General features: G+C 70.3%; 20 protein-coding genes. 11 read left to right on the top strand and 9 right to left on the bottom strand.

Annotated elements, in window-relative coordinates:
• Positions 1-24 precede the first annotated feature (24 nt).
• Positions 25-831, bottom strand: coding sequence for a mycolate reductase (gene cmrA, locus BN977_RS04125; protein ID WP_036396465.1), 807 nt, complete (start codon positions 829-831; stop codon positions 25-27).
• Positions 832-864: 33 nt separating this feature from the next.
• On the opposite strand from cmrA, the gene BN977_RS04120 reads away from it, so the two are divergent.
• On the top strand, positions 865-2,187 hold the full coding sequence (locus tag BN977_RS04120; protein ID WP_036396463.1) for an MFS transporter: 1,323 nt from the start codon (positions 865-867) through the stop codon (positions 2,185-2,187).
• Here BN977_RS04120 and BN977_RS04115 read toward each other — a convergent pair.
• Positions 2,155-2,928 (bottom strand): MmpS family transport accessory protein, encoded by a 774-nt coding sequence (locus BN977_RS04115; protein WP_024453466.1) that lies wholly within the window; start codon positions 2,926-2,928, stop codon positions 2,155-2,157. The two genes, BN977_RS04120 and BN977_RS04115, sit on opposite strands and share 33 nt — an antisense overlap.
• A gap of 78 nt (positions 2,929-3,006) precedes the next feature.
• Positions 3,007-3,624 (bottom strand): SACE_7040 family transcriptional regulator, encoded by a 618-nt coding sequence (locus tag BN977_RS04110; RefSeq protein WP_051561037.1) that lies wholly within the window; start codon positions 3,622-3,624, stop codon positions 3,007-3,009.
• A 66-nt stretch (positions 3,625-3,690) separates the two neighbouring features.
• On the opposite strand from BN977_RS04110, the gene BN977_RS04105 reads away from it, so the two are divergent.
• From BN977_RS04105 to BN977_RS04070, 8 genes are all read left to right on the top strand, one after another.
• The gene (locus tag BN977_RS04105) at positions 3,691-5,229 is read left to right on the top strand and encodes a carboxyl transferase domain-containing protein (RefSeq protein WP_407661167.1); all 1,539 of its coding nucleotides are present in this window, start codon (positions 3,691-3,693) and stop codon (positions 5,227-5,229) included.
• A 4-nt stretch (positions 5,230-5,233) separates the two neighbouring features.
• Positions 5,234-7,225, top strand: coding sequence for an ATP-binding protein (locus BN977_RS04100; RefSeq protein ID WP_036396457.1), 1,992 nt, complete (start codon positions 5,234-5,236; stop codon positions 7,223-7,225).
• On the top strand, positions 7,222-8,385 hold the full coding sequence (locus BN977_RS04095; protein WP_036396456.1) for an acyl-CoA dehydrogenase family protein: 1,164 nt from the start codon (positions 7,222-7,224) through the stop codon (positions 8,383-8,385). Before BN977_RS04100 ends, BN977_RS04095 begins: the two co-directional genes overlap by 4 nt.
• Positions 8,382-8,864 carry a MaoC family dehydratase gene (locus BN977_RS04090; protein ID WP_051561035.1) on the top strand — a complete coding sequence of 161 codons (483 nt, stop codon included), beginning with the start codon at positions 8,382-8,384 and terminating at the stop codon, positions 8,862-8,864. Before BN977_RS04095 ends, BN977_RS04090 begins: the two co-directional genes overlap by 4 nt.
• The gene (locus tag BN977_RS04085; RefSeq protein WP_036396453.1) at positions 8,864-9,673 is read left to right on the top strand and encodes an HpcH/HpaI aldolase/citrate lyase family protein; all 810 of its coding nucleotides are present in this window, start codon (positions 8,864-8,866) and stop codon (positions 9,671-9,673) included. The genes BN977_RS04090 and BN977_RS04085 overlap by 1 nt, the downstream gene beginning before the upstream one ends.
• 256 nt (positions 9,674-9,929) lie before the next feature.
• Entirely contained in the window at positions 9,930-10,997 is a 1,068-nt protein-coding gene (pdhA, locus tag BN977_RS04080; RefSeq protein WP_036396451.1) for a pyruvate dehydrogenase (acetyl-transferring) E1 component subunit alpha, read from the top strand.
• 1 nt (position 10,998) lies between these two features.
• Positions 10,999-12,030, top strand: a complete 1,032-nt coding sequence (locus BN977_RS04075) for an alpha-ketoacid dehydrogenase subunit beta (protein WP_036396450.1) — start codon at positions 10,999-11,001, stop codon at positions 12,028-12,030.
• Positions 12,027-13,280 (top strand): dihydrolipoamide acetyltransferase family protein, encoded by a 1,254-nt coding sequence (locus BN977_RS04070; protein WP_036396448.1) that lies wholly within the window; start codon positions 12,027-12,029, stop codon positions 13,278-13,280. The genes BN977_RS04075 and BN977_RS04070 overlap by 4 nt, the downstream gene beginning before the upstream one ends.
• Here BN977_RS04070 and BN977_RS04065 read toward each other — a convergent pair whose 3' ends face one another.
• Positions 13,281-14,033 carry an enoyl-CoA hydratase gene (locus tag BN977_RS04065; RefSeq protein ID WP_036396447.1) on the bottom strand — a complete coding sequence of 251 codons (753 nt, stop codon included), beginning with the start codon at positions 14,031-14,033 and terminating at the stop codon, positions 13,281-13,283. It abuts the gene before it with no gap.
• 189 nt (positions 14,034-14,222) lie between these two features.
• On the opposite strand from BN977_RS04065, the gene BN977_RS31690 reads away from it, so the two are divergent.
• Entirely contained in the window at positions 14,223-17,303 is a 3,081-nt protein-coding gene (locus BN977_RS31690; protein WP_084172396.1) for a hypothetical protein, read from the top strand.
• A gap of 7 nt (positions 17,304-17,310) precedes the next feature.
• On the opposite strand, the gene BN977_RS04045 is transcribed toward BN977_RS31690, so the two are convergent.
• Genes BN977_RS04045 through BN977_RS04025 form a run of 5 tightly spaced genes read right to left on the bottom strand, consistent with a single transcriptional unit; the run spans position 17,311 to position 22,834 of the window.
• Positions 17,311-17,910, bottom strand: a complete 600-nt coding sequence (locus tag BN977_RS04045) for a class I SAM-dependent methyltransferase (protein ID WP_036396445.1) — start codon at positions 17,908-17,910, stop codon at positions 17,311-17,313.
• A complete protein-coding gene (locus BN977_RS04040) occupies positions 17,903-19,504 on the bottom strand; it encodes a dipeptide ABC transporter ATP-binding protein (protein ID WP_036396444.1) in 1,602 nt (533 codons plus the stop codon). Before BN977_RS04040 ends, BN977_RS04045 begins: the two co-directional genes overlap by 8 nt.
• The gene (locus BN977_RS04035; protein WP_036396443.1) at positions 19,501-20,367 is read right to left on the bottom strand and encodes an ABC transporter permease; all 867 of its coding nucleotides are present in this window, start codon (positions 20,365-20,367) and stop codon (positions 19,501-19,503) included. The genes BN977_RS04040 and BN977_RS04035 overlap by 4 nt, the downstream gene beginning before the upstream one ends.
• The gene (locus BN977_RS04030) at positions 20,364-21,314 is read right to left on the bottom strand and encodes an ABC transporter permease (protein WP_036396442.1); all 951 of its coding nucleotides are present in this window, start codon (positions 21,312-21,314) and stop codon (positions 20,364-20,366) included. The genes BN977_RS04035 and BN977_RS04030 overlap by 4 nt, the downstream gene beginning before the upstream one ends.
• Entirely contained in the window at positions 21,311-22,834 is a 1,524-nt protein-coding gene (locus tag BN977_RS04025; RefSeq protein ID WP_109790159.1) for an ABC transporter substrate-binding protein, read from the bottom strand. The genes BN977_RS04030 and BN977_RS04025 overlap by 4 nt, the downstream gene beginning before the upstream one ends.
• A gap of 184 nt (positions 22,835-23,018) precedes the next feature.
• Between BN977_RS04025 and BN977_RS04020 the strand changes: the two genes are divergently transcribed.
• Positions 23,019-23,909: a hypothetical protein gene (locus BN977_RS04020; RefSeq protein ID WP_024452349.1), complete on the top strand. Its 891-nt coding sequence runs from the start codon at positions 23,019-23,021 to the stop codon at positions 23,907-23,909.
• Positions 23,910-23,912: the final 3 nt, after the last annotated feature.

The raw sequence follows: 23,912 nt of genomic DNA, 5'->3' as shown, positions 1-23,912 counted from the left end.
CCCAAGTGGACAATCGGGGCCGATCTAGTCGCCGCCGAGCTTCTTGTACACCGCGCCGACGATCGGCGTGACGATGGCGCGCGGCGCGTACCCGCTGGCCACCGACATCGCCTTGGACGTCAGCCCGGGCACGATCCGCATCTTGTTGTGCTCCAAGCCGTCCAGCGACAGCTTGGCGGTGTACTCGGTGTTGATCCACAGGAAGTCGGGGATCAGCTTCTCCACCAACGAGCGCTCGTCCGCATCCGGCAGCTCGGTGCGCACCGGACCGGGGGCCAGCAGCGTGACGTGCACGCCGGTGCCCTTGAGCTCCCCGCGCAGCGACTCGCTGAAGGTGTTCGCGAAGGCCTTGGTGGCCGCGTAGGTGGCGTTGTTCGGGATCGGCGAGTTACCCGCCGCCGAGCCGGAGATCAGGATGCCGCCGGCCTTGCGCTCGATCATCCCGGGCAGCACCGCCAGGCAAAGATCATGCACCGCAATGGCATTGAGCTGAACCTGGGCTTTCTCGCCGGCCGGGTCCAGCTTGGCCACCGGACCGAAGGTGGCGGTGCCGGCATTGGCGCACAGGATCGAGATGTTGCGGCCGGCCAGTTCCTCGCACAGCACGTCGCGGGCGGCCGGGTCGGCCAGGTCGACGGCGCGCACCTCGACGGTGACGCCGTACTTCTCGGTGAGCCGGGTGGCGAGCTCGGCCAGCACCTCGCCGCGGCGGGCGGTGATGATCAGGTGGTGGCCCCGGGAGGCCAGGTCCGCGGCGAGGGCTTCACCGATGCCCTGGGAGGCGCCGGTGACAACCGCGCGGGCGTCGGGGTGGGGTGCGGGTACAGGCATGCCGAAATCGTAAGGACTTATAGGGTGGCGGCCATGGGCAGCCCCGTGTCGGAGTCGCGCGGGGCGCGGCGTTCGCAAGTGTTGTCGTGGGTTCTGTACGACTGCGGGGCCACCGGCGTCAACGCGATCGTCGTGACCTTCGTGTTCTCCGTCTACCTGACCAGTGCCGTCGGGAAGGACCTGCCGGGGGACACCACGCCGGCGAGCTGGCTGGGCCGGGCCCTGACCATCGCCGGCGTCATCGTCGCGGTGCTGGCACCGGTCACCGGCATCTGGGTGGACGCCGCGCACCGGCGCCGCCGGGCGTTGGTCACGCTCACCGTGGCCGCGGCGGCGCTGGTCGCGTCGATGTCGCTGATCCGCTCCGACTACCACTTCCTGTGGGCCGGGCTGGCCCTGCTGGCGATGACCGCGGCGTGCAACGACCTGGCGACCGTGCCGTACAACGCGATGCTGGCGCAGCTGACGACGCCGAAGAACTCCGGCCGGGTGTCCGGTGCGGGCCTGGCCGTCGGGTACGGCGGCAGCGTGGCGTTGCTGCTCATCGTCTACCTCGGTTTCATCGCCGGTGACGGCGGGCTGCTGGGCCTGCCGACCGACGACGGCCAGAATGTCCGGGCCGCGATGGTGCTGACGGCGGTGTGGCTGCTGGTGTTCGCGCTGCCGCTGCTGCTCTCCGCGCCGGCGCCGCCCGCCGATCCCGCGCACCGCCCGGTCCGCATCGTGGCGGCCTACCGCACGCTGTGGGCAGAGGTGAAAGGGGAGTGGCGGCGGGACCGCAACGTCGTCTACTACCTGATCGCCAGCGCCGTCTTCCGCGACGGGCTCACCGGGGTGTTCACCTTCGGCGCCGTGCTCGGCGTCAACGTGTACGGCATCTCGTCGGCGACGGTGCTGCTGTTCGGCGTGGCGGCGTGCCTGGTGGCCGCCGCGGGCGCGGTGGCCGGCGGCTGGCTGGACGATCGCATCGGCGCGAAGCCGGTGATCATCGGGGCGCTGAGCCTGATGATCGTGGTGGCGCTGACGCTGATGGCGCTGTCGGGTCCGCTGGCGTTCTGGGTGTGTGGGCTGCTGCTGTGCCTGTTCGTGGGGCCGACCCTGTCGGCGGCCCGCACGCAGATGCTGCGCATCTCCAACGAGGGCAAGGAAGGCGTGGCGTTCGGTCTGTACACCATGACCGGGCGGGCGGCGACCTTCCTGGCACCCGCGTTGTTCGCGTTGTTCATCGACGTGTTCCACAGCGACCGCGCCGGCATGGGCGGGTTGTGTGTGGTGTTGATCCTCGGTCTGCTGCTGATGCTGGGGGTGCAGACCCCGCGCGGGTCAGCCGATCGGGCTGCAGATCGTCAGGCCTGATCCACTGCGCTGCTGCACCTGGGCGCCGTCGATGGTGATCGAGCAGCTGACCTGGCGCCCGACATTGATGATGCTGACGCTGGCCGAACCCTTGGCGGGTTTGGTCAGATCGACCTGCTTGCTCCACGGCAGCAGCACGTTGAACTCCGTCTGCAGCACGCCGCCGGTGTCGACGTAGGTGATGTTGATGGCGCGGCCGGACCCCGAGACGTCGTAGACGACGGTCTCGGTGGCGCCGGGGTCGGCGCCCGGTATGCCCGGTGTGGTGGACGTGGTGGGCGACGAGGACGGCGCCGGCGCCGGGACGGTGGAGGTGGTCGGCCGGCGTGTGGTGGTCGGCGCGGTGGTGGTGGTCGGTTCGGCCAGCGAGGGCACGGGGGCGACCACGGTGTCCTGCTGGGAGCTGTTCACGATCACCAGCGCGATGACCAGGCCGAGCACCACCACGATGGCGATGGCCGCCAAAAACCACAGCCAGCGGGGCGGGCGCGGGCCGTCCGGGGGCACCGGGTCGCCGGGGACCGGCGGCTGCTGGGGCGGCGCCCCGTAGGGGCCGGTCGCATACGCCGGGTCATAAGCCGGATAGGCGGGCAGCGGTTCGGTGGGCCGTGTGCCGTACGGGCCCTGACCGGCGTACGCGGGATCGGAGTAACCCGGATAACCGGGATAGCCGGGATAAGCGTCGCCGTAGCGGCCGTCAAGGCGCCGGGTCGGCTCATCGCCGCGTGGTGAATTGGTCATGCCCACCTCATGGCTGCAGGGTACCCGCGCGGCCCGGCGACGCGTCGCCGTGCGGTCACACCGCGTTGCGCACGGCAGCTACGGCGTGGCGGCCAGCGCGGCGACGGTCATCGCCCGCAAAACCGCCCGCGAGCTGTGGGTCAGCGTGGGTGCCTTGACGCTGTGCGGGGTCGAGTTGAGCAATCCGAACACGGCCTGCGATTTGAGCCGCGCGTCGGCCTCGTCGAGGGTGTCGTCGAGCCGGCGCAGCGTGTCCACCCAGATCTCCACGTACTGCCGCTGCGCCTTGCGGACCTGGCGTTTGGCCTGCGCGGGCAGGTGCGCGAGATCGCGGTCCTGGATGCGGATGAGGTCGGATTCGCCGAGCGCGAAGTCGAGGTGGAAGTCGATGAGCCCGTCGAGTGCCTGGTGGGCGTCGGCGGCCACCGCGACGACCTCGGTGGCGCCGTTGAGCAACCGGGTGCTGATCCCGACCAGGAGTTCGGTCAGCAACGCTTCCTTGTTGGGGAAGTGCCGGTAGATGGCGGGACCGCTGACACCCGCGGCGGACCCGATGTCCTCGAGCCGCACCGCCAGGTAGCCGTGCTCGGCGATGAGGCGTTCGGCGGCGGCGATCAGTTGATCGCGGCGGTCGGATTTGGCCTTGCTGCGCGGGGTTTGCGTCGTCATGCGCGGCCTCCGTCCGGTTGTAGACATTTCGGTTAGTCGTGATTAACATACCACGAGTTAGTCGTCATTAACTCAACTGAAATGGGTTCAGCGATGGCACATCGCGACGCGCACGTCGCCCTGGTGGACGAGCTGCGCACCAAATTGGCCGAGGCCGCTCTCGGCGGACCGGAGAAGTCCAGGGATCGCCATGTCAGCCGGGGCAAGCTGCTTCCCCGGGACCGCGTCGACGGCCTGCTCGACACCGGCAGTCCTTTCCTGGACATCGCGCCGCTGGCCGCGGACGGCATGTACGACGGGGACTGCCCGGGCGCGGGACTGATCGCCGGTATCGGCCGGGTGTCCGGACGCGAATGCATGATCGTGGCCAACGACGCCACGGTCAAAGGCGGCACCTACTACCCGATCACGGTCAAGAAACACCTACGCGCGCAAGAGATTGCCGCGCAGAACCGGCTGCCCTGCATCTATCTGGTGGACTCCGGCGGCGCCTTCCTGCCGCGTCAGGACGAGGTGTTCCCCGACCGCGAGCACTTCGGCCGGATCTTCTACAACCAGGCCACCATGAGCGCGCAGGGCATCCCGCAGATCGCCGCGGTGCTCGGCTCGTGCACCGCGGGCGGCGCGTACGTGCCCGCCATGAGCGACGAGGCCGTCATCGTGCGCAACCAGGGCACCATCTTCCTGGGCGGACCACCGCTGGTGAAGGCCGCCACCGGCGAGATCGTCACCGCCGAGGAACTGGGCGGCGGCGACCTGCATTCCAAGATCTCCGGTGTGACCGACCATCTGGCCCACGACGACCGCGACGCGCTGCGCATCGTGCGGCGCATCGTGTCCACCCTTGGCCCGCGCCGCGACCCACCGTGGGAGGTGGTCCCGACCGTGGACCCGGTGGCCGACCAGACCGAGCTCTATGACGTCGTACCGACCGATGCCCGGGTGCCCTATGACGTGCACGAGGTGATCACCCGCATCGTGGACGGCGGTCAGTTCGCGGAGTTCAAGGCCGACTACGGCACCACCCTGGTCACCGGTTTTGCGCGCATCCACGGTCACCCGGTGGGCATCATCGCCAACAACGGTGTGCTGTTCGGTGAATCCGCGGTCAAGGGCGCGCATTTCATCGAGCTGTGCGACAAACGCAACACCCCGCTGTTGTTCCTGCAGAACATCTCCGGGTTCATGGTGGGCCGTGCCTACGAGGCCGGCGGCATCGCCAAACACGGCGCCAAGATGGTGACCGCGGTGGCCTGCGCGCGGGTGCCCAAGCTGACCGTGGTGATCGGCGGCTCCTACGGCGCCGGAAACTACTCGATGTGCGGGCGCGCGTATTCACCACGGTTCCTGTGGATGTGGCCCAACGCCCGGATCTCGGTGATGGGCGGTGAGCAGGCCGCCTCGGTGCTGGCCACCGTGCGCGGCGAGATGACGCCGGAGGAAGAAGAGGCGTTCAAGGCGCCGATCCGGGCCCAGTACGAGGACCAGGGCAATCCGTACTACTCGACCGCACGCCTCTGGGATGATGGCGTCATCGACCCGGCCGACACCAGAACGGTTGTCGGTCTGGCACTTTCGGTTGTCGCACAGGCTCCGCTAGAGCCGGTGTCCTACGGCGTTTTCAGGATGTGATCAGATGACCGTCCAACTCTTCGATACCGTCCTGGTCGCCAACCGCGGCGAGATCGCCGTCCGGGTGATCCGCACGCTCCGCGCCATGGGGATCCGCTCGGTTGCCGTGTACAGCGACGCCGACACCGGCGCCCGGCACGTCGCCGAGGCCGACACCGCGGTCCGCATCGGCCCGGCCGCCGCCCGGCAGAGCTACCTCGACATCAACGCCATCGTCGGGGCGGCCGCCCGCACCGGCGCCCAGGCCGTGCATCCCGGCTACGGGTTCCTGGCCGAGAACGCCGATTTCGCGGCCGCGCTGCATGCGGCCGGCATCGTGTTCATCGGCCCGCCGGTGGCCGCCATCGGCACCATGGGCGACAAGATCGCCGCCAAGGCCGCGGTATCGGCGTTCGGGGTGCCGGTGGTTCCCGGCATCTCCCGGCCCGGCCTCACCGACGACGACCTGATCGCCGGTGCCCCCGAGGTGGGCTTCCCCGTGCTGGTCAAGCCGTCGGCCGGCGGCGGCGGCAAGGGCATGCGGGTGGTGCACTCGGCCGACGAACTGCCGGCCGCGCTGGTCAGCGCCCGGCGCGAGGCGGCCTCGGCGTTCGGGGACGACACCCTGTTCCTGGAGCGATTCGTGTTGCGGCCCAGGCATATCGAGGTGCAGGTGCTCGCCGACGGGCACGGCAACATCATCCACCTGGGTGAGCGGGAATGCAGCCTGCAGCGGCGGCACCAGAAGGTCATCGAGGAGGCCCCGTCGCCGCTGCTGGACGCGGCCACCCGGGCCCGCATCGGTGAGGCGGCCTGCAACACCGCCCGCAGCGTGGACTACACCGGCGCCGGCACCGTCGAGTTCATCGTCTCGGCCGACAAGCCCGACGAGTTCTTCTTCATGGAGATGAACACGCGTCTGCAGGTGGAACATCCGGTCACCGAACTGGTCACCGGCGTCGATCTGGTCGAGTTACAGGTGCGCATCGCCGCGGGTGAACAACTGCCGCTGCGGCAGGACGACGTCGCGCTCAGCGGGCACGCCATCGAGGCCCGGGTGTACGCCGAGGATCCGGCCAACGGCTTCCTGCCGACCGGCGGCACCGTTCTGGACGTGGTGGAACCTGAACGGGGGCGCGTCGATTCGGGCATCTACGCGGGCACCGTCGTCGGCAGCGACTACGACCCGATGCTCGCCAAGATCATCACGCACGCCGACGACCGGTCGGCCGCGCTGCGCGGTCTGGACCGGGCCCTGGCCCAGACCGCCGTACTGGGCGTCACCACGAACATCGACTTCCTGCGATTCCTGCTGGACGATCCGGAAGTCGTTGCCGGGCAACTAGATACCGGCCTGTTGGATCGCCGGCTGCCCGATTACACCACCACCCCGGCCACCGACGAAGAGCTCATCGCCGCCGCCGCCTACCGGTGGCTGCGGCAGTGGGCCGCCGCCGACGACAACCTGTGGTCGGTGCCGTCCGGTTGGCGCACCGGGCAGCGGGCACCGAGTGTGTTCCGGCTGCAGGCCGGTGAGCGTGTCGACCACGTGCGGATCACCGGCAGCCCCGACGCCGGTGTCGCGGCCGTCGAGGACGGCGGAACATATCCGCTGACAGCCCGATTGGACGGCCGCGAGCTCACCGTCGCCGTGGACGGCCTGCGCACCGACTACATCGTCGCGGCCGACGGTCCGCACGTCTGGCTGGCCGGGCCGCACCGCACCGTCGTGGTACACGAGGTGCGCGAGGCGGCGGTGCGCCCCGATGACGAGCACTCCGGGGACGCCGAACTGGTCAGCCCCATGCCCGGGGCGGTGGTCGCCGTCGGCGTCACCGACGGGGCCGCCGTCGCATCCGGTGCCGTCGTCGTCACCGTCGAGGCCATGAAGATGGAACACGCGCTGTCCTCGCCGGTCGACGGCGTGGTCGAACTTCTCGTCGCCGTCGGCGACCAGGTCAAGGTGGGTCAGCCGCTGGCCCGAATCACCGCCGCAACCAAGGAGACCCAACAATGAGTGATTTCCTGTCCACGGGCGGACTGCCCGACGATTACGCCCAGCTGGCCAAGACCGTCCGCGACTTCGCGCAGAGCGTCGTCGCGCCGGTGGCCGCCAAACACGATGAGGAGCACTCGTTCCCGTACGAGGTCGTCTCCGGGATGGCCGACATGGGCCTGTTCGGCCTGCCGTTCCCCGAGGAGTACGGCGGCATGGGCGGCGACTACTTCGCGCTGTGCCTGGCCCTGGAGGAACTCGGCAAGGTCGACCAGAGCGTCGCGATCACCCTGGAGGCCGGGGTGTCCCTGGGCGCGATGCCGGTGTACCGGTTCGGCAACGAGGCACAGAAGCAGGAATGGTTGCCCCTGCTGGCCAGCGGCAAGGCGCTGGGCGCCTTCGGACTGACCGAGGCCGGTGGCGGCAGCGACGCCGGGGCCACCAAGACAACGGCGAAGTTGGACGGGGCGAGCTGGATCATCAACGGCTCCAAGCAGTTCATCACCAACTCCGGCACCGATATCACCAAGCTGGTCACCGTCACCGCGGTGACGGGCGAGGGCCCCGACGGCAGGAAGGAGATCTCCTCGATCCTGGTGCCGGTGCCGACCCCGGGGTTCACCGCCGAACCCGCCTACAACAAGGTCGGCTGGAACGCCTCGGACACCCATCCGCTCAGTTTCGACGACGTCCGGGTGCCCGCCGAGAACCTGCTCGGCGACCGCGGCCGTGGCTACGCCAACTTCCTGCGCATCCTGGACGAGGGCCGCATCGCCATCGCGGCGCTGTCGGTCGGTGCGGCGCAGGGCTGCGTCGACGAGTGTGTGAAGTACGCCAAGGAGCGGGAAGCGTTCGGCGCCAAGATCGGGACGTATCAGGCCATCGCCTTCAAGATCGCCCGGATGGAGGCCCGCGCGCATGCCGCACGCACCGCCTACTACGACGCCGCGGCGTTGATGTTGTCCGGCAAGCCGTTCAAGAAGGCGGCCTCGGTGGCCAAACTGGTGTCCAGCGAGGCCGCGATGGACAATGCCCGGGACGCCACCCAGATCTTCGGTGGGTACGGCTTCATGAACGAGTATCCGGTGTCCCGGCATTACCGGGACAGCAAGATCCTCGAAATCGGTGAGGGCACAACCGAAGTGCAGCTGATGCTGATCGGGCGGGAATTGGGCTTGTGAGCAAGCGAACCGTGGAACAGCGCGGGCTGTGGTACGAGGAGTTCGAGACCGGTGTGCTGTATCTGCACCGGCCCGGGCGCACCATCACCGAGGCCGACAACGTCCTGTTCACCACCCTGACGATGAACACGCAAGCCCTGCACCTGGACGCGGCGTTCTCCGACGCGCTGCCGCCGTTCCACCAGCGGCTGGTGAACTCGATGTTCACCCTGTCCACGCTGGTCGGGTTGTCGGTCGCCCAGCTCACCCAGGGCACCATCGTGGGCAACCTCGGATTCTCCGAAATCGCCTTCCCCAAGCCGCTGTTCCACGGCGACACGCTGTACGCCGAATCCGAGGTCATCGACAAACGCGAATCCAAGAGCCGGCCGGGGGAGGGGATCGTCACCTTCGCGCACACCGGTCGCAACCAGCACGGCGACGTCGTGGCGACCGCCACGCGCCAGACCATGGTGCGCAAGAAACCGCAGGAGGCCTAGTGTCGCTCGCCAATGCCGGCCCGGGCTGGCTGTTCTGTCCGGCCGACCGTCCAGAGCGGTTCGGAAAGGCCGCTGCGGCAGCCGATATCGTCATCCTGGACCTGGAGGACGGGGTGGCCGCCCATGACCGCGCAGCCGCGCGGGAGGCGTTGATCGGCACCCCGCTGGACCCCACCCGCACGGTGGTGCGCGTCAACCCGGCGGGCACCCCCGACCACGAGCTCGATCTGGCGGCGCTGGCGCGCACCGAGTACTCGACGGTCATGCTCGCCAAGACCGAACACGCCGACCAGGTGCGGGCGCTGGCACCGCTGCAGGTGGTGGTCCTGATCGAAACCCCGCTGGGCGCGCTCAACGTCGTCGAGCTGGTGCGGCCCGAGAACACGCTGGCCGTGATGTGGGGCGCGGAGGATCTGTTCGCGGTGCTCGGCGGCACCGCCAACCGCCGGCCGGACGGCAGCTACCGTGACGTCGCCCATCACGTCCGGTCGCAGACGCTGCTGGCCGCCAAGGCCTACGGGCGGATGGCGCTGGATTCGGTGTACCTGGACATCAAGAATCTCGACGGGCTGCGGGCGGAGTGCGACGACGCCGTCGCCGTCGGCTTCGACGCGAAGGTCGCCATCCATCCCACCCAGGTGGCCGTGATCCGCGACGCCTACGCGCCGAGCGACGACGAGGTGCGGTGGGCGCGGGCGGTGCTCGACGAAGCCGGCAGGCAGCGCGGCGTGTTCCAGTACGAGGGTCTGATGGTGGACGCGCCGGTGCTGCGGCGCGCGGAACGCATCGTCGCGCTGGCACCCCGCTGAGCCGGTGCGCCCGGTCAAGACCGCCTGATCGGCGACACGCAGCCAACTCGTGACCGCCGTTCACCGTGGCCACGCCCGATCCGAGGGCATACTGGGAAGTGCCCCAGTACTGCGACGGGCAGCACGGATCGTCGCGCTGGCTCCACACCCGGGTAGCCAGCCGGCACCCCCGCACCAGGGGGATCGGGCCCACCGTCACGGCGCTGAGCACCTCGCGGACTGACGGCCGAACATGCCGTCACCTGAAGGAGGCGGTATGGCTGAGGTTTTCGAGCCCGTGCGGCTGGTGGCTGCCGACGGCTCACCCACTCCCGAGACCCGTTACCGGCGTGACCTGCCGCCGGAGACGCTGGCCTGGCTCTACGAACTGATGGTGCTGACCCGCGAGCTCGATATCGAGTTCGTGAACCTGCAGCGCCAGGGCGAGCTGGCCCTCTACGCGTCGTGCCGAGGCCAGGAGGCCGCCCAGGTGGGAGCCGCGGCCTGCCTGCGGAAGACCGATTGGCTGTTCCCGCAGTACCGCGAGCTGGGCGCGTTCCTCACCCGCGGTATCGGCCCCGCCCAGATGGGTGCGGTGTGGCGGGGATCGTGGCACGGCGGCCTGTCGTTCACCGAGAAATGCTGTGCGCCGATCTCCATCCAGATCGGCACCCACGGACTGCACGCCGTCGGTGCGGCGATGGCCGCGCAGCGCCTCGGGGAGGACTCGGTGACCATCGCCTTCATGGGTGACGGTGCCACTTCCGAGGGTGACGCCCACGAGGCGCTCAACCTGGCGGCGGTGTTCGCGGTCCCGACCATCTTCTTCATCCAGAACAACCAGTTCGCCATCTCCACTCCGGTCAGCCATCAGCACGCCGCGTCGTCGCTGGCCGAGCGGGCCGCCGGGTACGGCATGCCGGCCGTGCGGGTGGACGGCAACGACGTGTTGGCCTGTTTCGCGGTGGTGGCCGAGGCCGCACAGCGGGCGCGCAGCGGTGGCGGTCCGACGTTCGTCGAGGCGATCACCTACCGGATGGGCCCGCACACCACCTCCGACGACCCCACCCGGTATCGCACCGCGGCGGACGTCGAACAGTGGGCGGCACGCGATCCCATCACCCGCTACACGGCATACCTGCAATCGACCGGGGTGCTCACCGAACGCGTGACCGAGCGGGTCGCGGCCAAGGCGGCGCGGTTGCGCGCGGAGTTGCGCGAGGCCGTCGTCGACGCACCCGACCCCGGTATCGCGGAGGTGTTCGACGCCGTCTATCACGACATCACCCCCGAACTCGCCCGGCAACGTGACGAATTGCTCGTCGAACTGGGAAAGGAGGCCTGACATGACGCAGATCATCGAACGCCCACCCATGGGCGATTTCCCGGAGCCGCGGCCCTCGTTGCTCACCATGACGATGGCGCAGGCCATCAACCAGGGACTGCACGACGCGATGGCGGCCGACGACCGGGTGCTGGTGTTCGGCGAGGACGTCGCCACCTTGGGTGGCGTGTTCCGGGTGACCGACGGCCTGGCCGAGACCTTCGGTGCGCTGCGGTGTTTCGACACCCCGCTGGCCGAGTCGGCGATCATCGGCATCGCCATCGGGATGGCGGTGCGCGGGTTGGTGCCGGTTCCGGAGATCCAGTTCGACGGATTTTCCGCGCCGGCATTCGACCAGATGGTCAGCCATCTGGCCAAGTACCGCACCCGTACCCATGGGGATATCGACATGCCGGTCACCGTCCGCATCCCGTCGTTCGGCGGTATCGGTGCGGTGGAGCACCATTCGGAGTCCACCGAGAGCTATTGGTTGCACACCGCGGGTTTGAAGGTGGTGGTGCCGTCCACCCCGGCGGATGCGTACTGGCTGCTGCGGCAGTCCATCACCTGCCTTGACCCGGTGATCTACCTGGAGCCCAAGCGTCGGTACTGGACCCGCGGCACCGTCGACACCGAGACCCCGGTGCTGCCGTTCGGGCGGGCGGCGGTGCGTCGCAACGGTACCGACGTCACGGTGCTCACCTACGGCGGACTGGTCGACACCGCGTGCAACGCCGCCGGCATCGCCGCGGATCAGGGCGTCAGCGTCGAGGTGGTCGACCTGCGCACGCTGAATCCACTGGACTTCGAGACGGTGGCCGAGTCGGTGCGGCGCACCGGCCGCTGTGTGGTGATGCACGAGGGTCCGCGGACGCTCGGATTCGGAGCCGAACTGGCCGCCCGGATCTCCGAGGATCTGTTCTACGACCTGGAGGCACCCGTTTTGCGGGCCACCGGTTTCGACACGCCGTACCCACCGGCCCGGCTGGAGAAGTTGTGGCTGCCCGGGGTGGACCGGCTGCTGGACTGCATCGAGAAAGCGATGGCGCAGTGACGGATTCACAGCTGTTCGAGTTCCGGGTGCCCGATCTCGGGGAGGGGTTGGAGGACGCGACCATCACGGGCTGGTCGGTCGATGTGGGTGACACGGTGGAACTCAACCAGGTGCTGTGCACGCTGGAGACGAACAAGGCGGAGGTGGAGATCCCCAGCCCGTATGCGGGGCGGATCACCGAACTCGGCGGAGCGGTGGGCCAGACGCTCGCGGTCGGGGCGGTGCTGGTGCGGGTCGAGGGATCGGGCACCGGCGAGCGGAGCGACGGGAAAATAGGCACCGGCGAGCGGAGCGACGGGAGAATAGGCACCGGCGAGCGGAGCGACGGGAAATCGGGCACCGGCGAGCGGAGCGACGGGAAATCGGGCACCGGCGAGCGGAGCGACACCGGCTCGGGTCCAGTGCTGGTGGGGTACGGTGCCGACGAGCGGATGGACGGATCGCGGCGCGCCAGGGCCAAGCCGTCGACCCGGAAGTTGGCCCGCGACACCGGGGTGGACCTGACCGCGCTGACGCCGACGGGGCCGGACGGAATCGTCACCCGCGATGACGTGCTGGCCGTTTCGGCGACGTCGGAGCTGATGCCGCTCACCGGCGTGCAGGCCGAGATGGCAAAGCGAATGACCATGTCGCGCAGTAGGATTCCTGATGCCCATGCCTCGGTGGTCGCGGACGGGACGCACCTGCAGGCGCTGGCGCAGCGCTTGCGGATCACGCCGTTCGTGCTGACCCTGCGTCTGTTGACGCTGGCCCTGCAGCATCACCCACTGTTGAACTCGACTTGGGTGGACACCCCGGAAGGCCCACGGATACATCGCCATTCGTCGATTCATCTCGGCATCGGGGTGGCGACGTCGCGTGGATTGCTGGTGCCGGTGGTTGTCGATGCGCACGCCCGCACCACGCGCGCGTTGGCGGAGGAGGTCGCGCGGCTGGTCGAGGGTGCCCGCGGTGGCGGCTTGCGTCCGGCCGAACTGATGGGCTCGACGTTCACGGTGTCGAACTTCGGTGCACTCGGGCTGGACGAGGGGGTGCCGGTGATCAACTATCCGGAGGCCGCCATCCTCGGGATGGGATCGTTGAAACCGCGCGCGGTGGTGGTCGACGGTGCCGTGGTGGTCGCGCGCCCGACGATGTCGTTGACCTGCGCCTTCGACCACCGCATCGCCGATGGTGCCCAGGCGGCCGAGTTTCTCTGTGAACTACGCGATCTGATCGAGACGCCGGAGCTGGCGTTGGCCGATCTGTAGTCACCTGTTCTTCGCTGCGGCGAGCCGGCTCTGGAACTCGGGTGACTCGATGGAGCGGGCCTGCGGGGTGATCTCGATGTCGACCGCGAGCGCGTGCTGTTCGTTGTCCAGGAAGCCGGGATTTGCGGTGGCGCGCATCGATTTCTTGGTGGCCAGCACCACGTCTCGCGGTGCGCCCGCCGGTCCGGCCGCCAGCTCGCGTGCGGCGGCCACCGGGTCATCGGCCACGTCGAGTGCCAGGCCGTAGCGCACGGCCTCGTGGGCGTCGAAGCGCTTGCCGAAAAGCAATGCGGCACGAGCAATTTGGGGTCCGACGCCGCGCTGCAGCATCCACGTGGCGCCCCCGCCGGGGTGGATGCCGAGTTTCTGGAAGCGCGGGTCGAACAGCGCCGCCGGTCCGGCGATGCGGACGTCGGCTGCCAGCGCAAGATTCAGCCCGGCACCGACCGCCGCGCCGTTGACGGCGGCGATGGTCGGCAGGGTGCAGTTCGCGACCGCCAGGAAGCCGTCGTAGATCACCCGCAGACCGTCCTCGGCGGCTTCGCCCAGGGCGGTCAGGTCCGCGCCCGCGCAGAAGGCCTTGCCGGCACCGGTGACGATCACCGCATGCACTCCCGGGTCGGCCTCGACGGCCTCGACGGCGGCGCGCAGGGCCCGGGAAATGTCGGCGGTCACCGCGTTGCGGCGGTCCGGGTCGTTCACGGTGATGGTGGCGACGCGGTCGGCGATGTCGACGAGCACGAGATCGGTCATGGGCTCAGGCTACGACCGGGCTGAGCGGCGGTTTCTGTGGGGTTTCGGCAGTACTTGCCCAGCTCTGTCACAGCGTCGGCTCGCCTTCGTATCGGATCGATAACCGTCGAATCTGTCGAACGCGGAAATTACACAGATGGGACTTACCTTCAACCCTGACTCGGGCGTCAATAAGCACATGGGGAGAACATGCGTAGTAAGTCGAATCGGCTGGCCGTCAGCATCGTCGCGACGGCCGCGTTGTGCTCGCCCGCACTGGCGCTCAGCGCGTCCGCGGAGGCGCAGCCGGCGTTCAAGGCCAGCCCCGGCGTGCCCTGTGTCGGCATGGTGCAGCAGGCGGCCGCCGCGCCGCCGGCCGGCGGGCAGGGCGGCGGCGGATTGGCCGCGCCGTTCACCGGCGCCGCTGCGCAACCCGTCGTGATCCCGCCGGCCGGCGCCGCCAACGGCGTGGCGAGCACCGCGCCGGCCGCCGGCGCTGCGGGCGGTGGTGGCGGTGCTGCCGGCGGTGCAGGTGCCGCCGGCGGTGGTGGTGCCGCAGGTGGCGGCGCGGGTGCCGGTGGTGCCGGTGGTGGAGCGGTCGGCGGTGCGGGTGCTCCGGTGGGGTTGGCCGCGGGCGCGCCCGCGGCAGGTGGCGCTCCCGTCGGCGCGCCGATCATCGATGCCGCGGGAGTGCCGGTGGGTGCCCCGATCGCCGATGCCGCGGGAGTGCCGGCGGGTGCCCCGATCGCCGATGCCGCGGGAGTGCCGGCGGGAGCCCCGATCGCTGACGCCGCAGGAGTGCCGGCGGGTGCGCCGTTCGGCGGTGCCGAAGGTGCCGGTGACGCGGCCGCGGGTGCGCTGAACGGCGAGGTTTTGGAGGCGGCGGCGATTGCCGGTGCTGATCCGGTCGGCGCGCCGATCGCCGATGCTGCCGCGGTGGCGCCCCCGGCCGGCGCGGCGGGCGCGCCCGTGGCCGAGGCGATGGTGCCTGCGGCTGTTGGAGGCGATGCCGCCGCGCCGGCGGCGGCCGTCGTCGGCGGTGAGGGTGCCGGTGCCGGTGGTGGCGCCGCACCCGTGGCCGCGGTCGGGGGCGGTGAGGGTGCCGGTGGCGGTGGTGGCGCGGCCGGTGGCGGCGGCGGTGGTGCTGGTGCCGGCGGTGGTGCCGCCGGAACCGGTGGTGGTGGCGCGGCTGCCGGAGGTGCAGGTGGCGGTGGTGCCGGTGCCGGCGGAGGTGCCGGTGGTGGTGCTGCGGTGCCTGCGGCCGCTGTCGTCGAAGGCGGTGGCGGCGGTGGTGGCGGTGCCGCCGGTGGCGGTGCGGCCGGTGGTGGGGCCGCCGGTGGCGGGACCGCGGGAGCCGTTGCGGTGCCGGCCGAGGTCGCGGTGGCGGCCCCGCCCGTGGAGGTTGCGCTCCCACCGGTGGAGGTCGCGGCCCCGCCGGTCGAGGTGGCCGCTCCTGCGGTCGAGGTCGGCGGCGGTGCGCCGGGCGCCGCGGCTGCAGCCGTTCCGGCTGCTGTCGCCGCGGCCGTGCCGGGCGCCATTGCCGGCGGTGCCGCGGGTGGTGCGGTCGGGGCTGCCGGTGGTGCGGTGGCCGGTGGCGCTGCCGGCGCGGGCACCGGGGCGGCCATCGCGGCGGCTCCGTTGGCTGCGGCGGCGGCCGGTGCCGCCGGCGCGGGGGCTCCTGCGGTTGCGGTCGGTGGGGAGAGCGTGGCGGCGCCGGCGGTGGTCGGCGCACCGATCGAAGCCGCTGCGGGGGTTCCCGCGGTCGGTGGCGGCGGTGCAGCAGGCGGCGGTGCCGGTGGCGGCGGTGGTGGAGCTGCCGGTGGCGGCGGGGCAGCCGGTGGTGGTGGCGCCGGAGCGGGCGCTGAGGGCGCGGCCGCGGGCGGCGGTGGTGGTGCAGGCGGTGCCGGTGGTGCCGGTGCCGCGGGTGCCGAAGGCGCGGGCGGTGCGGGTCCTGGTGGCGCCGGCGGAGGAGGTGCCGGCGGTGCGGGCGCCGGTGGTGCGGGTGCCGGCGGAGCGGGCGGCGCTGGCGGAGCCGGTGGCGCCGGAGGTGCCGGTGGCGCGGGTGCTGGCGGCGCCGGCGCGGGCGGCGCCGGTGGTGCTGGTGCCCCGATCGTGGGTGAGATGCCGGCTGGGGCGGCCGCTCCGGCAGAGGCAGGCGCTCCGGTGCTGTTGGACTCCGGGTCGGTCGGCCCGCTGATGGCCACGACCGGACTCAACTCGGCGGTGGCTCCGGAAGCCGCGGTCGGCGCGCCGGGCGCTGGTGCGGGTACGCCGGGCGCGGGTGGCCCCGCCGCGGGTGTCGTCGACGGGGCGGCAGCGGTGACGGATGCCGCCGGTGCGGGCGGGCCGGCTGCGGCAGCGGTACAGGATGCTGCCGCGGTGGCGATTCCCGGTGGAGCGCCCGTAGTCGGCGGCGGCGAAGCAGCTGTACCCGCGGCCGCGATCGTCGGCGGTGAAGGTGCCGGCGGGGGCGGCGGGGCCGGAGGCGGCGGTGCCGGTGGCGGTGGCGCCGGCGGTGGTGCCGGCGGTGGCGGTGGTGCGGGCGCCGGTGGCGGTGGAGCTGCCGGTGGTGCCGAGGCAGGTGGTGCCGGAGGCGGCGGTGCCGGTGGCGCCGGAGCCGGTGGAGCGGGCGGCGGTGGAGCCGCCGGAGGTGCCGGCGGCGGGGCAGCCGGTGGTGGCGGTGGCGCCGCGGGCGGCGCTGGTGGTGGCGGTGCTGCCGCGGGTGGTGCCGGCGGCGGCGGTGGTGCGGCGTCGGGCGGTCTGACCACCGGCGCGGTGGGCCCCCTGATGGCCAGCACCGGAGCCCTCGGTGCCGTGCAGACGATCACGGCGCCCGCCGTCAATGCGGGCGCGGTGGGTGGCGGTGCTCCGGCCGGTGCCCTGGCGGCGCTGCCGGGAGCGATGATCGCCGGCGCGGTGCCCGGAGCCGTCGCCGGCGCCGTTCCCGGTGCGGTGGCGGGTGCGATTCCCGGCGCGATCGCGGGAGCGGTGCCCGGACTGCTGATGGCTCCCATGGCGGGGGCCGCCGGCTTGGCAGCCGATTTTGTCCCGCAGCCGTCCCTGGCTCCGCCGACCGGAACCGGTGGCCTGACGGGTTTCCTGCCGACGCCGCAGCTGACCATGCCGGCCCTCAGCGGTTTCGGAGTTCCGGTGCCGACACAGGTTTCCATGCCGACCGACCTGGTGTGCGAGGGCCTCGGCTGGTCGGCCTCGACGCCGGGGACGACCGGCAACACCGGCTTGAGCCTGATGCCCGACGCGGCCGGGATCATCCGGCACGACCGGTGGTGAGCACCGGTCAGACGTTGCGCCAGCGCAGCAGGTAGCGGTAGTACAGGCCGCGGCGGATGGACACGCCCGGCAGGATCTGCGTGGCGGTACGCCGGATCTCGCGTAACGATTCGCGGGGTTCGGCGACCACCACGCCGATGTTCCGGGTCTCGCCGTGCAGCACGCCGGCGACCCGGGCGAACGGCACCCGCAGTCCGTCGACGATCCAGTCACCGACGCTGCCGTTGGCAGCCACACCGACAACGGCGAGGGTGCCGCCCGGTGCCAACAGATCCCGTGCCTTCGTCAGCGACGCGCGCAGGTCCATGTGGTGCAGCGCGGCGACAAAGGTGATGAGCCCGAATCGTTGCGGGCCCGGATCGAACGATGCGAACGACGTTTCGGTGACGGTGACATTCGGCAGCGATGCGACGCGGGCCCGGGCTCGCCGGACCGCGGCGGCGTCGGGATCGATCGCGGTCACGGTCCGGGATACGCGCGCCAGCCGCTGGGCCAGCAGGCCCTCACCGCAGCCGACGTCGAGCACCTCCCCGGCGTGTTCGGCCGCGATCTTGACCAGCCGGCCGTGGTATGCGGCGTTGTGGTTCCAGTAATCCCTTTCAGGCACGCGCCAACCGATCCGGCGGCACCGCCGCCAGCAAGTCCCGGGTGTACTCGTGTTCGGGAGCGGCGAACAGGTCCCCGGCGGGACGGTATTCGACCGACTCACCCGCACGCAGCACCAGTACATCGTGGCTCAACCGCTCGATGATCGCCAGATCGTGTGCGATGAACAGGTAGGTCAACCCGAGGTCGCGCTGCAGGTCCCGCAACAGGTCGAGCACCTTGGCCTGCACCGACACATCCAACGACGCGGTGGCCTCGTCCAGGATCAGCAGGTCGGGCTGCACGGCCAGCGCCCGCGCGATGTTCACCCGCTGGCGTTGTCCACCGGAGAGCTCATGCGGGTAGCGGGACGCGAACGACGCCGACAACCCGACCGCGTCGAGCAGCTCCCCGACGCGGGCGGCCCGCGCCCGGCGATCGACCAGGCGATGCACCGCCAACGGCTCGGTGATCGAGACCCCCACCGGCATCCGCGGGTTCAGCGCGGCGAACGGATCCTGCATCACCAGGCTGATCCTTCGCCGCACCGCCCGCTGCCGGTCGCGCCGCACATGCAGCACATCGGTGCCGTCGAGGCGTGCACCACCGGAGTCGGGCGCCAGCTGGCCCGTGAGCGCCGCGGCCACCGTGGATTTTCCCGAACCCGATTCGCCCACCAGGCCCAGGGTGGTGCCGCGCCGGATCCGGAACGACAGATCCTTGACGGCATGCACCACCGACCTGCCGACGGGTGTGCTCACCGGAAACCGGACGTCGAGGCCGTCGACCTCCAACAGCACCTCCGCGTCGGCGGGCGCCGGTGGGGGACCGCCGCCCCCCAATACCGGTCGGGCGCTGAGCAATTCGCGGGTGTACGGCTCGCGCGGGTCGGTGAAGATGCCGTCGACGCTCGCCCGCTCGACCACCGCCCCGTCTCGCAGCACGGTGACCGTGTCCGCCACCTCACCGATGACGCCGAGGTCATGGCTGATCCACACCACCGCGGTACCGAAATCCCGCTGCAAATCCCGGACCAGCGCGATGATCTGGGCTTGTGTCGTGACATCCAGTGCGGTGGTGGGCTCGTCGGCGATCAGCAGTTCGGGATCGCAAGCCAGCGCGATGGCGATCATCACGCGCTGACGCTGCCCGCCGGAAAGCTGGTGCGGGTAGCTGCGCAACCGGTTCTGCGGTTCGGGCAGGCCGACCGCCTCGAGGAGTTCGAGCGCCCGGGCCCGGGCATGGCGGCGGGTGTGACGTTTGTGGGTCTGCACCGTCTCGATGATCTGCTGCTCCACGGTCAGCAGCGGGTTCAGCGACGTCCCGGGGTCCTGGAAGACGAAACCGATCCGGCCGCCGTGCACCTGCCGCAGCGTCCGGGCTGACGCCCCGACCAGTTCCTGTTGCCCCGCAAGCACGCTGGAGCCACTGACCACCGCCCCTGGCGCGTCGAGCAGTCCGGTGGCCGCCAGCACGGTCATCGATTTGCCCGAGCCGGACTCACCGACGATGCCGAGGGTCTGCTCGCGCGCCACCTCGAAGGACACCTGACGCACGATCTCCCGGCGGCCGATCCGGACGGCCAGGTCGTCCACGGCCAGCACTGGATCGGTCATTGTCGCCTCCTGGCCTCGATCATGGTGCGCTGTTTGGGATCCAGCACGTCGCGCAGGCCGTCGCCGAACAGGTTGAACGCCAACACGATCACGAAGATGGCCGCGCCGGGGAACACGGCCATCCACCACGCCAGCGTGACGAAGCCTTGTGAGTCGAAGATCATCCGGCCCAGTGACGGCTGCGGCGGCTGCAGGCCGAGCCCGAGGAAGGACAGGGCCGCCTCGGACAGGATCGCGAAGGCCAGCGACAAGGAGGTCTGCACGATGAGCGGGCCGGTGATGTTCGGCAGGACGTGCCGGGCCAGGATATAGCCCGAACCGGTGCCCATGGTGCGCGATACCGCGACGTAGGGTTCCACCCGCACCGACAGTGTGCTGGCCCGGGCCACCCGCGCGAAGATCGGCGTGTACACCACGCCGATCGCCAGAATCGTTGTGCCCGAACCCGGCCCGAGGATGGCGACAATGGCCAGCGCCAGGAGTAACACCGGGAACGCGAACAGCACGTCGACCACGCGCATCACCGCGGTGTCCAGCCACCCACCGCGATACCCGGCCAGCACCCCCAACGTCACCCCGACGACCGCGGCGAAGGCGACGCTGACCACCGCCACCTTCATCGAGGCCTGGACGGCAACCAGCACCCGGGACAACACATCCCGGCCCAATTCGTCGGTGCCCAGCCAGTGCGCGCCGCTGGGTGGGCGCAGCGCCTGTGGCACGTTCACGTCGTTGACGCCGTACGGCGTGATCCACGCCGCCGTCAGGGCGATGACGACGACGCCGGCCAGCACGGCGGCGCTGAGCACGGTGACGGGGTTGCCCGCCAGCAGACGCCAGGCCTTGACCCGTTGGTCGCTCATGACAGCCTGATTCGCGGATCGGCGATCGCATAGAGCAGATCGACCAGCAGGTTGACCGCCAGAAAGAGCACCGCGATCAGCAGGACGGCGCCCTGGATGACCGGGTAGTCGCGGGCCGCCACCGAGTTGTACACCAGCCGGCCCAGCCCCGGCCAGGCGAACACCACCTCCACGACGATGACCCCACCCAGGATGGTGGCCAACTGGATCCCGGTGATGGTGAGGATCGGCACCAGCGCGTTGCGGACGGTGTGACGCAGCGTCACCACCCGCGGCGGAAGGCCTTTCGAGCGCGCCGTGCGGACATAACCCATCGCCGAGACCTCCAGCACCGCCGACCGGACATAGCGGGTCATGATCGCCGCGGCCACCAGTCCGACGGTGAGTCCCGGCAGGATGACATGACGCAACCAACCACCCGGGTCGTCGAACAGTGGCCGGTACCCCGACGTCGGCAACCAGCCCAGCACCGACGAGAACAGCGAGATGAGCAGGATGCCCAGCCAGAAGTCGGGCACCGAAACCCCGAATTGACTTGTGGCCCGGACAATCGCGTCGCTGATCCGCCCCTCCCGTAACGCCGCGTAGATGCCGGCGGGCAGCGCGATCACCAGGGCCAGCACGATTCCGACGACGGCCAAGGACACCGTGGCCGGCAACCGCTCCAGCAAGACCTGCGTCACCGGGTCGCCGTTGCGGAAGCTGACGCCGAGGTTTCCGGTGGCGGCATGGCCGAGGTAACTGGCGAACTGGGCGGCCAGCGGCCGGTCCAAGCCGCTGGCCTGGCGCAGCGCCTGGTAGGCCTCCGGGGTGTAGCGGGTACCGAGCGCGATCCGGACCGGGTCTCCGGGCACCAGGTGCACCAGCGCGAACACCACGATCAGCACACCGACCAGCACCACCAGCGAGTAGGCCAACCTGCGGACCAGGAATTTGAGTACCGTCACCGATTCTCACCGCCGGCCTGCAGTACGGCGTCGCGGAACCGGATCGCCTTGTCGCGGCGCGCCTCGTAGCCACCGAGGCTGGGTGACCAGGCCTGGATGACCGCCGGGTTGTAGAGGTAGATGTAGCTCACCTCGTCGGCGATCAGGGTGGCCGCGCGCGCGTAATCGTCCTTGCGCGCTTGCCGATCGGTCTGCGTGCGGCCGGCGTCGAGCAGCGCGTCGACGCGCGGGTCGGAGAACTTCTGGGCATTGCTGGCGCCGCCGGTGTGATGCTGTGCGTAGTAGAAGTCGTCGGGGTCGATATTGCCCAGCCAGCCCATCATCAGCATGTCGAAGTGTCCACTGTTCTGTTCGTCGAGCCAGGTGGCGAAGTCCACCGTGCGGATGTTGGCGGTGATGCCCAGCGGCGCAAGGTTGTCGGCGATCACCTGGGCGGCGGTGACGGTCTGCGGGTACTCGGTGGTGACCAGCACGTCCATGGTCTTCGGCGCCGCACCGGCCTGTTGCAGCAGCCGGCGTGATTTCTCGATATCGCGGCGGTAGCGGTCGTACGGCACGAACCACGGATTCCCTTCCGGGATGGCCAGCTGGTTGGCCTGCGCCGTACCGTAACTGGTGGCCTGCACGATCGAGGGCCGGTCGATGGCGTAGGCGACCGCCTGGCGTACCCGCACGTCGTTCCACGGTGCGCGGGCCTGGTTGAGGGCGAGATACCAATAGTCGTTACTCGGCGTGACCGCGAGGTGCAGGGAGTCGTCGTTGCGCAACTGGCCGACGCGCTGAGCGGGAACCGCATCGGTCCAATCGATCTCACCGGCCTGCAACGCCGACAACGCCGTCGACGGTTCACTGATGAACCGGAACGTCACCCCGGGGATTTTCGGCGCACCGGCCCAATATCTGGCGTTGGCGCGCAACGTGATCGAATCGCCGCTCTTGCGTGCGACGAAGGCGAACGGGCCGGTGCCGACGGGGTGGGTGGCGATCTGACCGTCCTCGACGTTGCGACGCTGCACGATCGCCATGCCTTTGAAACCGCCGAGATTGGTCAGCAGGTTCGGCGTGGGGTGCGCGACGGTGATCCGCACGGTGTGCTCGTCGGGGGCGCCGATATCGGTGACGGCGCTGAGTTTGTCGGCATTGGCCAGCTTTTCGTCGATGACGCGGCGGTAGGAGTACACGACGTCGGCGGCCGTCAGCGGGCTGCCGTCATGGAATGTGACGCCGCGACGTAACCGGAACGTCCACACCAGCTGGTCCGGCGAGGTCTCCCAGGATTGGGCCAGCGCGGGACGCATGGTGAGGTCGGCGTCCGGTTCGACGAGGGTGTCGAACACGTTCTCCAGCACCTCGAACGAGAAGTACGCGCTGGTCTTCTGCGGGTCGAGTTGGTCGGGTTCACCGGCGATGGCGGCGATCAGATTACCTGCGTCCGACCCGAGGTCGACGCGTTCACCGGGCGAGCAGGCCGTCGAAGCCAGGACGATCACGGCGGTGAGCACGGCCGCAACCAGGCGCATATCCATCACTTTCCGGCAGGGCCGCGGCCCGGGCGGCCGTCGGCAGACGGGTCACTGACCTGTACCCGCATCTGCGCGCGGTTACACCTGCGGATCGATTCGGCCAGATCGCAGGTCTGTCAACCTGGTGCGAAGATGCTGTGCGACCGGTGACGCCGGTGCCGGCGGCACTAATCTGCAGGGGATGAGCACGCACGCCGACCCGGTGGACATGCGGCGTCGGCTCGAGGAGCGCTACCGGCGCCTGGCGGAGCTGCGCCAACTACGTCTCGTGGCCGCGGTCATCGCCCGGTTCACCGAGATCGACGGCGGCACTCTCGGGGCGGTCGTGTCGGTCCAGCTGTTCACCACCGTCATCCCGTTGATGATTCTGGGCTTCAGCTACCTGACCGGATTCGCCGACAACGCCAGCCCGGGCACCGTCGTCAGCCGCCAGCTCGGCCTGGTGTCCCCGATGACCGAGCATGTGCGCGCCGTGTTCGGCCGCGCCTCGGGGTTGCGGTCCAGCTGGACGTTCCTGGGCGTCGCGGGCTTTTTGGTGTGGGGCATCCCGATGTCGATGACCATCGCCGGCATCTTCGCGAAGGCTTGGCGCCGTGAGCAATTGGGGTGGCTGGCCAAGCTGGGCCGCGGCGTTCTGTGGTTCGCGCTGTATCTGGCGGTGATCATCGTCCGGGAACGGATCGCCTTCGGCGGTCACCATCACATGGGTTTGCGCACGCTGCGGTTCCTCGCGTCGCTGGTGCCGGTGTGGATCTTCTGGACCGCCACTCCCGCGCTGCTGGTGCGCGACGGCGGCCGGGGCCGCAAGTATCTGATCCTGGCCGGTATGGCCGGTGTGGTGATTGACGGCACGGTGGTGCCGCTGGCAGCGCGAATGTTCTTCCCGCCCTTGCTGGATGGCTGGGACGAGTTCGGTCCGATCGGGGTGGCGATGGCGCTGCTCACCTGGTGCGGGGTGATCGGCACCGGGTGGGTGCTGACGGCGTGCGTCGGTGCTGTGCTGTGGGAGCGCAACGCCCCGCCGGAGACGGTCCTCGCATCGGAGACCGAGGAACCCGCCGCCGCGCCCTGAGCC

This window comes from Mycolicibacterium cosmeticum, assembly GCF_000613185.1.
GTDB lineage: Bacteria > Actinomycetota > Actinomycetes > Mycobacteriales > Mycobacteriaceae > Mycobacterium > Mycobacterium cosmeticum.
This window is presented reverse-complemented; position numbering and strand designations above follow the sequence as displayed.

What these genes read in the sequence shown, in the direction of transcription:
- BN977_RS04040 (WP_036396444.1), bottom strand. Translation starts at nt 19,504, where the DNA reads ATGACCGATCCAGTGCTGGCCGTGGACGACCTGGCCGTCCGGATCGGC.
- BN977_RS31690 (WP_084172396.1), top strand. Translation starts at nt 14,223, where the DNA reads ATGCGTAGTAAGTCGAATCGGCTGGCCGTCAGCATCGTCGCGACGGCC.
- BN977_RS04075 (WP_036396450.1), top strand. Translation starts at nt 10,999, where the DNA reads ATGACGCAGATCATCGAACGCCCACCCATGGGCGATTTCCCGGAGCCG.
- BN977_RS04110 (WP_051561037.1), bottom strand. Translation starts at nt 3,624, where the DNA reads ATGTCTACAACCGGACGGAGGCCGCGCATGACGACGCAAACCCCGCGC.
- BN977_RS04065 (WP_036396447.1), bottom strand. Translation starts at nt 14,033, where the DNA reads ATGACCGATCTCGTGCTCGTCGACATCGCCGACCGCGTCGCCACCATC.
- BN977_RS04120 (WP_036396463.1), top strand. Translation starts at nt 865, where the DNA reads ATGGGCAGCCCCGTGTCGGAGTCGCGCGGGGCGCGGCGTTCGCAAGTG.
- BN977_RS04100 (WP_036396457.1), top strand. Translation starts at nt 5,234, where the DNA reads ATGACCGTCCAACTCTTCGATACCGTCCTGGTCGCCAACCGCGGCGAG.
- BN977_RS04105 (WP_407661167.1), top strand. Translation starts at nt 3,691, where the DNA reads ATGGCACATCGCGACGCGCACGTCGCCCTGGTGGACGAGCTGCGCACC.
- pdhA (WP_036396451.1), top strand. Translation starts at nt 9,930, where the DNA reads ATGGCTGAGGTTTTCGAGCCCGTGCGGCTGGTGGCTGCCGACGGCTCA.
- BN977_RS04020 (WP_024452349.1), top strand. Translation starts at nt 23,019, where the DNA reads ATGAGCACGCACGCCGACCCGGTGGACATGCGGCGTCGGCTCGAGGAG.
- cmrA (WP_036396465.1), bottom strand. Translation starts at nt 831, where the DNA reads ATGCCTGTACCCGCACCCCACCCCGACGCCCGCGCGGTTGTCACCGGC.
- BN977_RS04115 (WP_024453466.1), bottom strand. Translation starts at nt 2,928, where the DNA reads ATGACCAATTCACCACGCGGCGATGAGCCGACCCGGCGCCTTGACGGC.
- BN977_RS04095 (WP_036396456.1), top strand. Translation starts at nt 7,222, where the DNA reads ATGAGTGATTTCCTGTCCACGGGCGGACTGCCCGACGATTACGCCCAG.
- BN977_RS04025 (WP_109790159.1), bottom strand. Translation starts at nt 22,834, where the DNA reads ATGCGCCTGGTTGCGGCCGTGCTCACCGCCGTGATCGTCCTGGCTTCG.
- BN977_RS04035 (WP_036396443.1), bottom strand. Translation starts at nt 20,367, where the DNA reads ATGAGCGACCAACGGGTCAAGGCCTGGCGTCTGCTGGCGGGCAACCCC.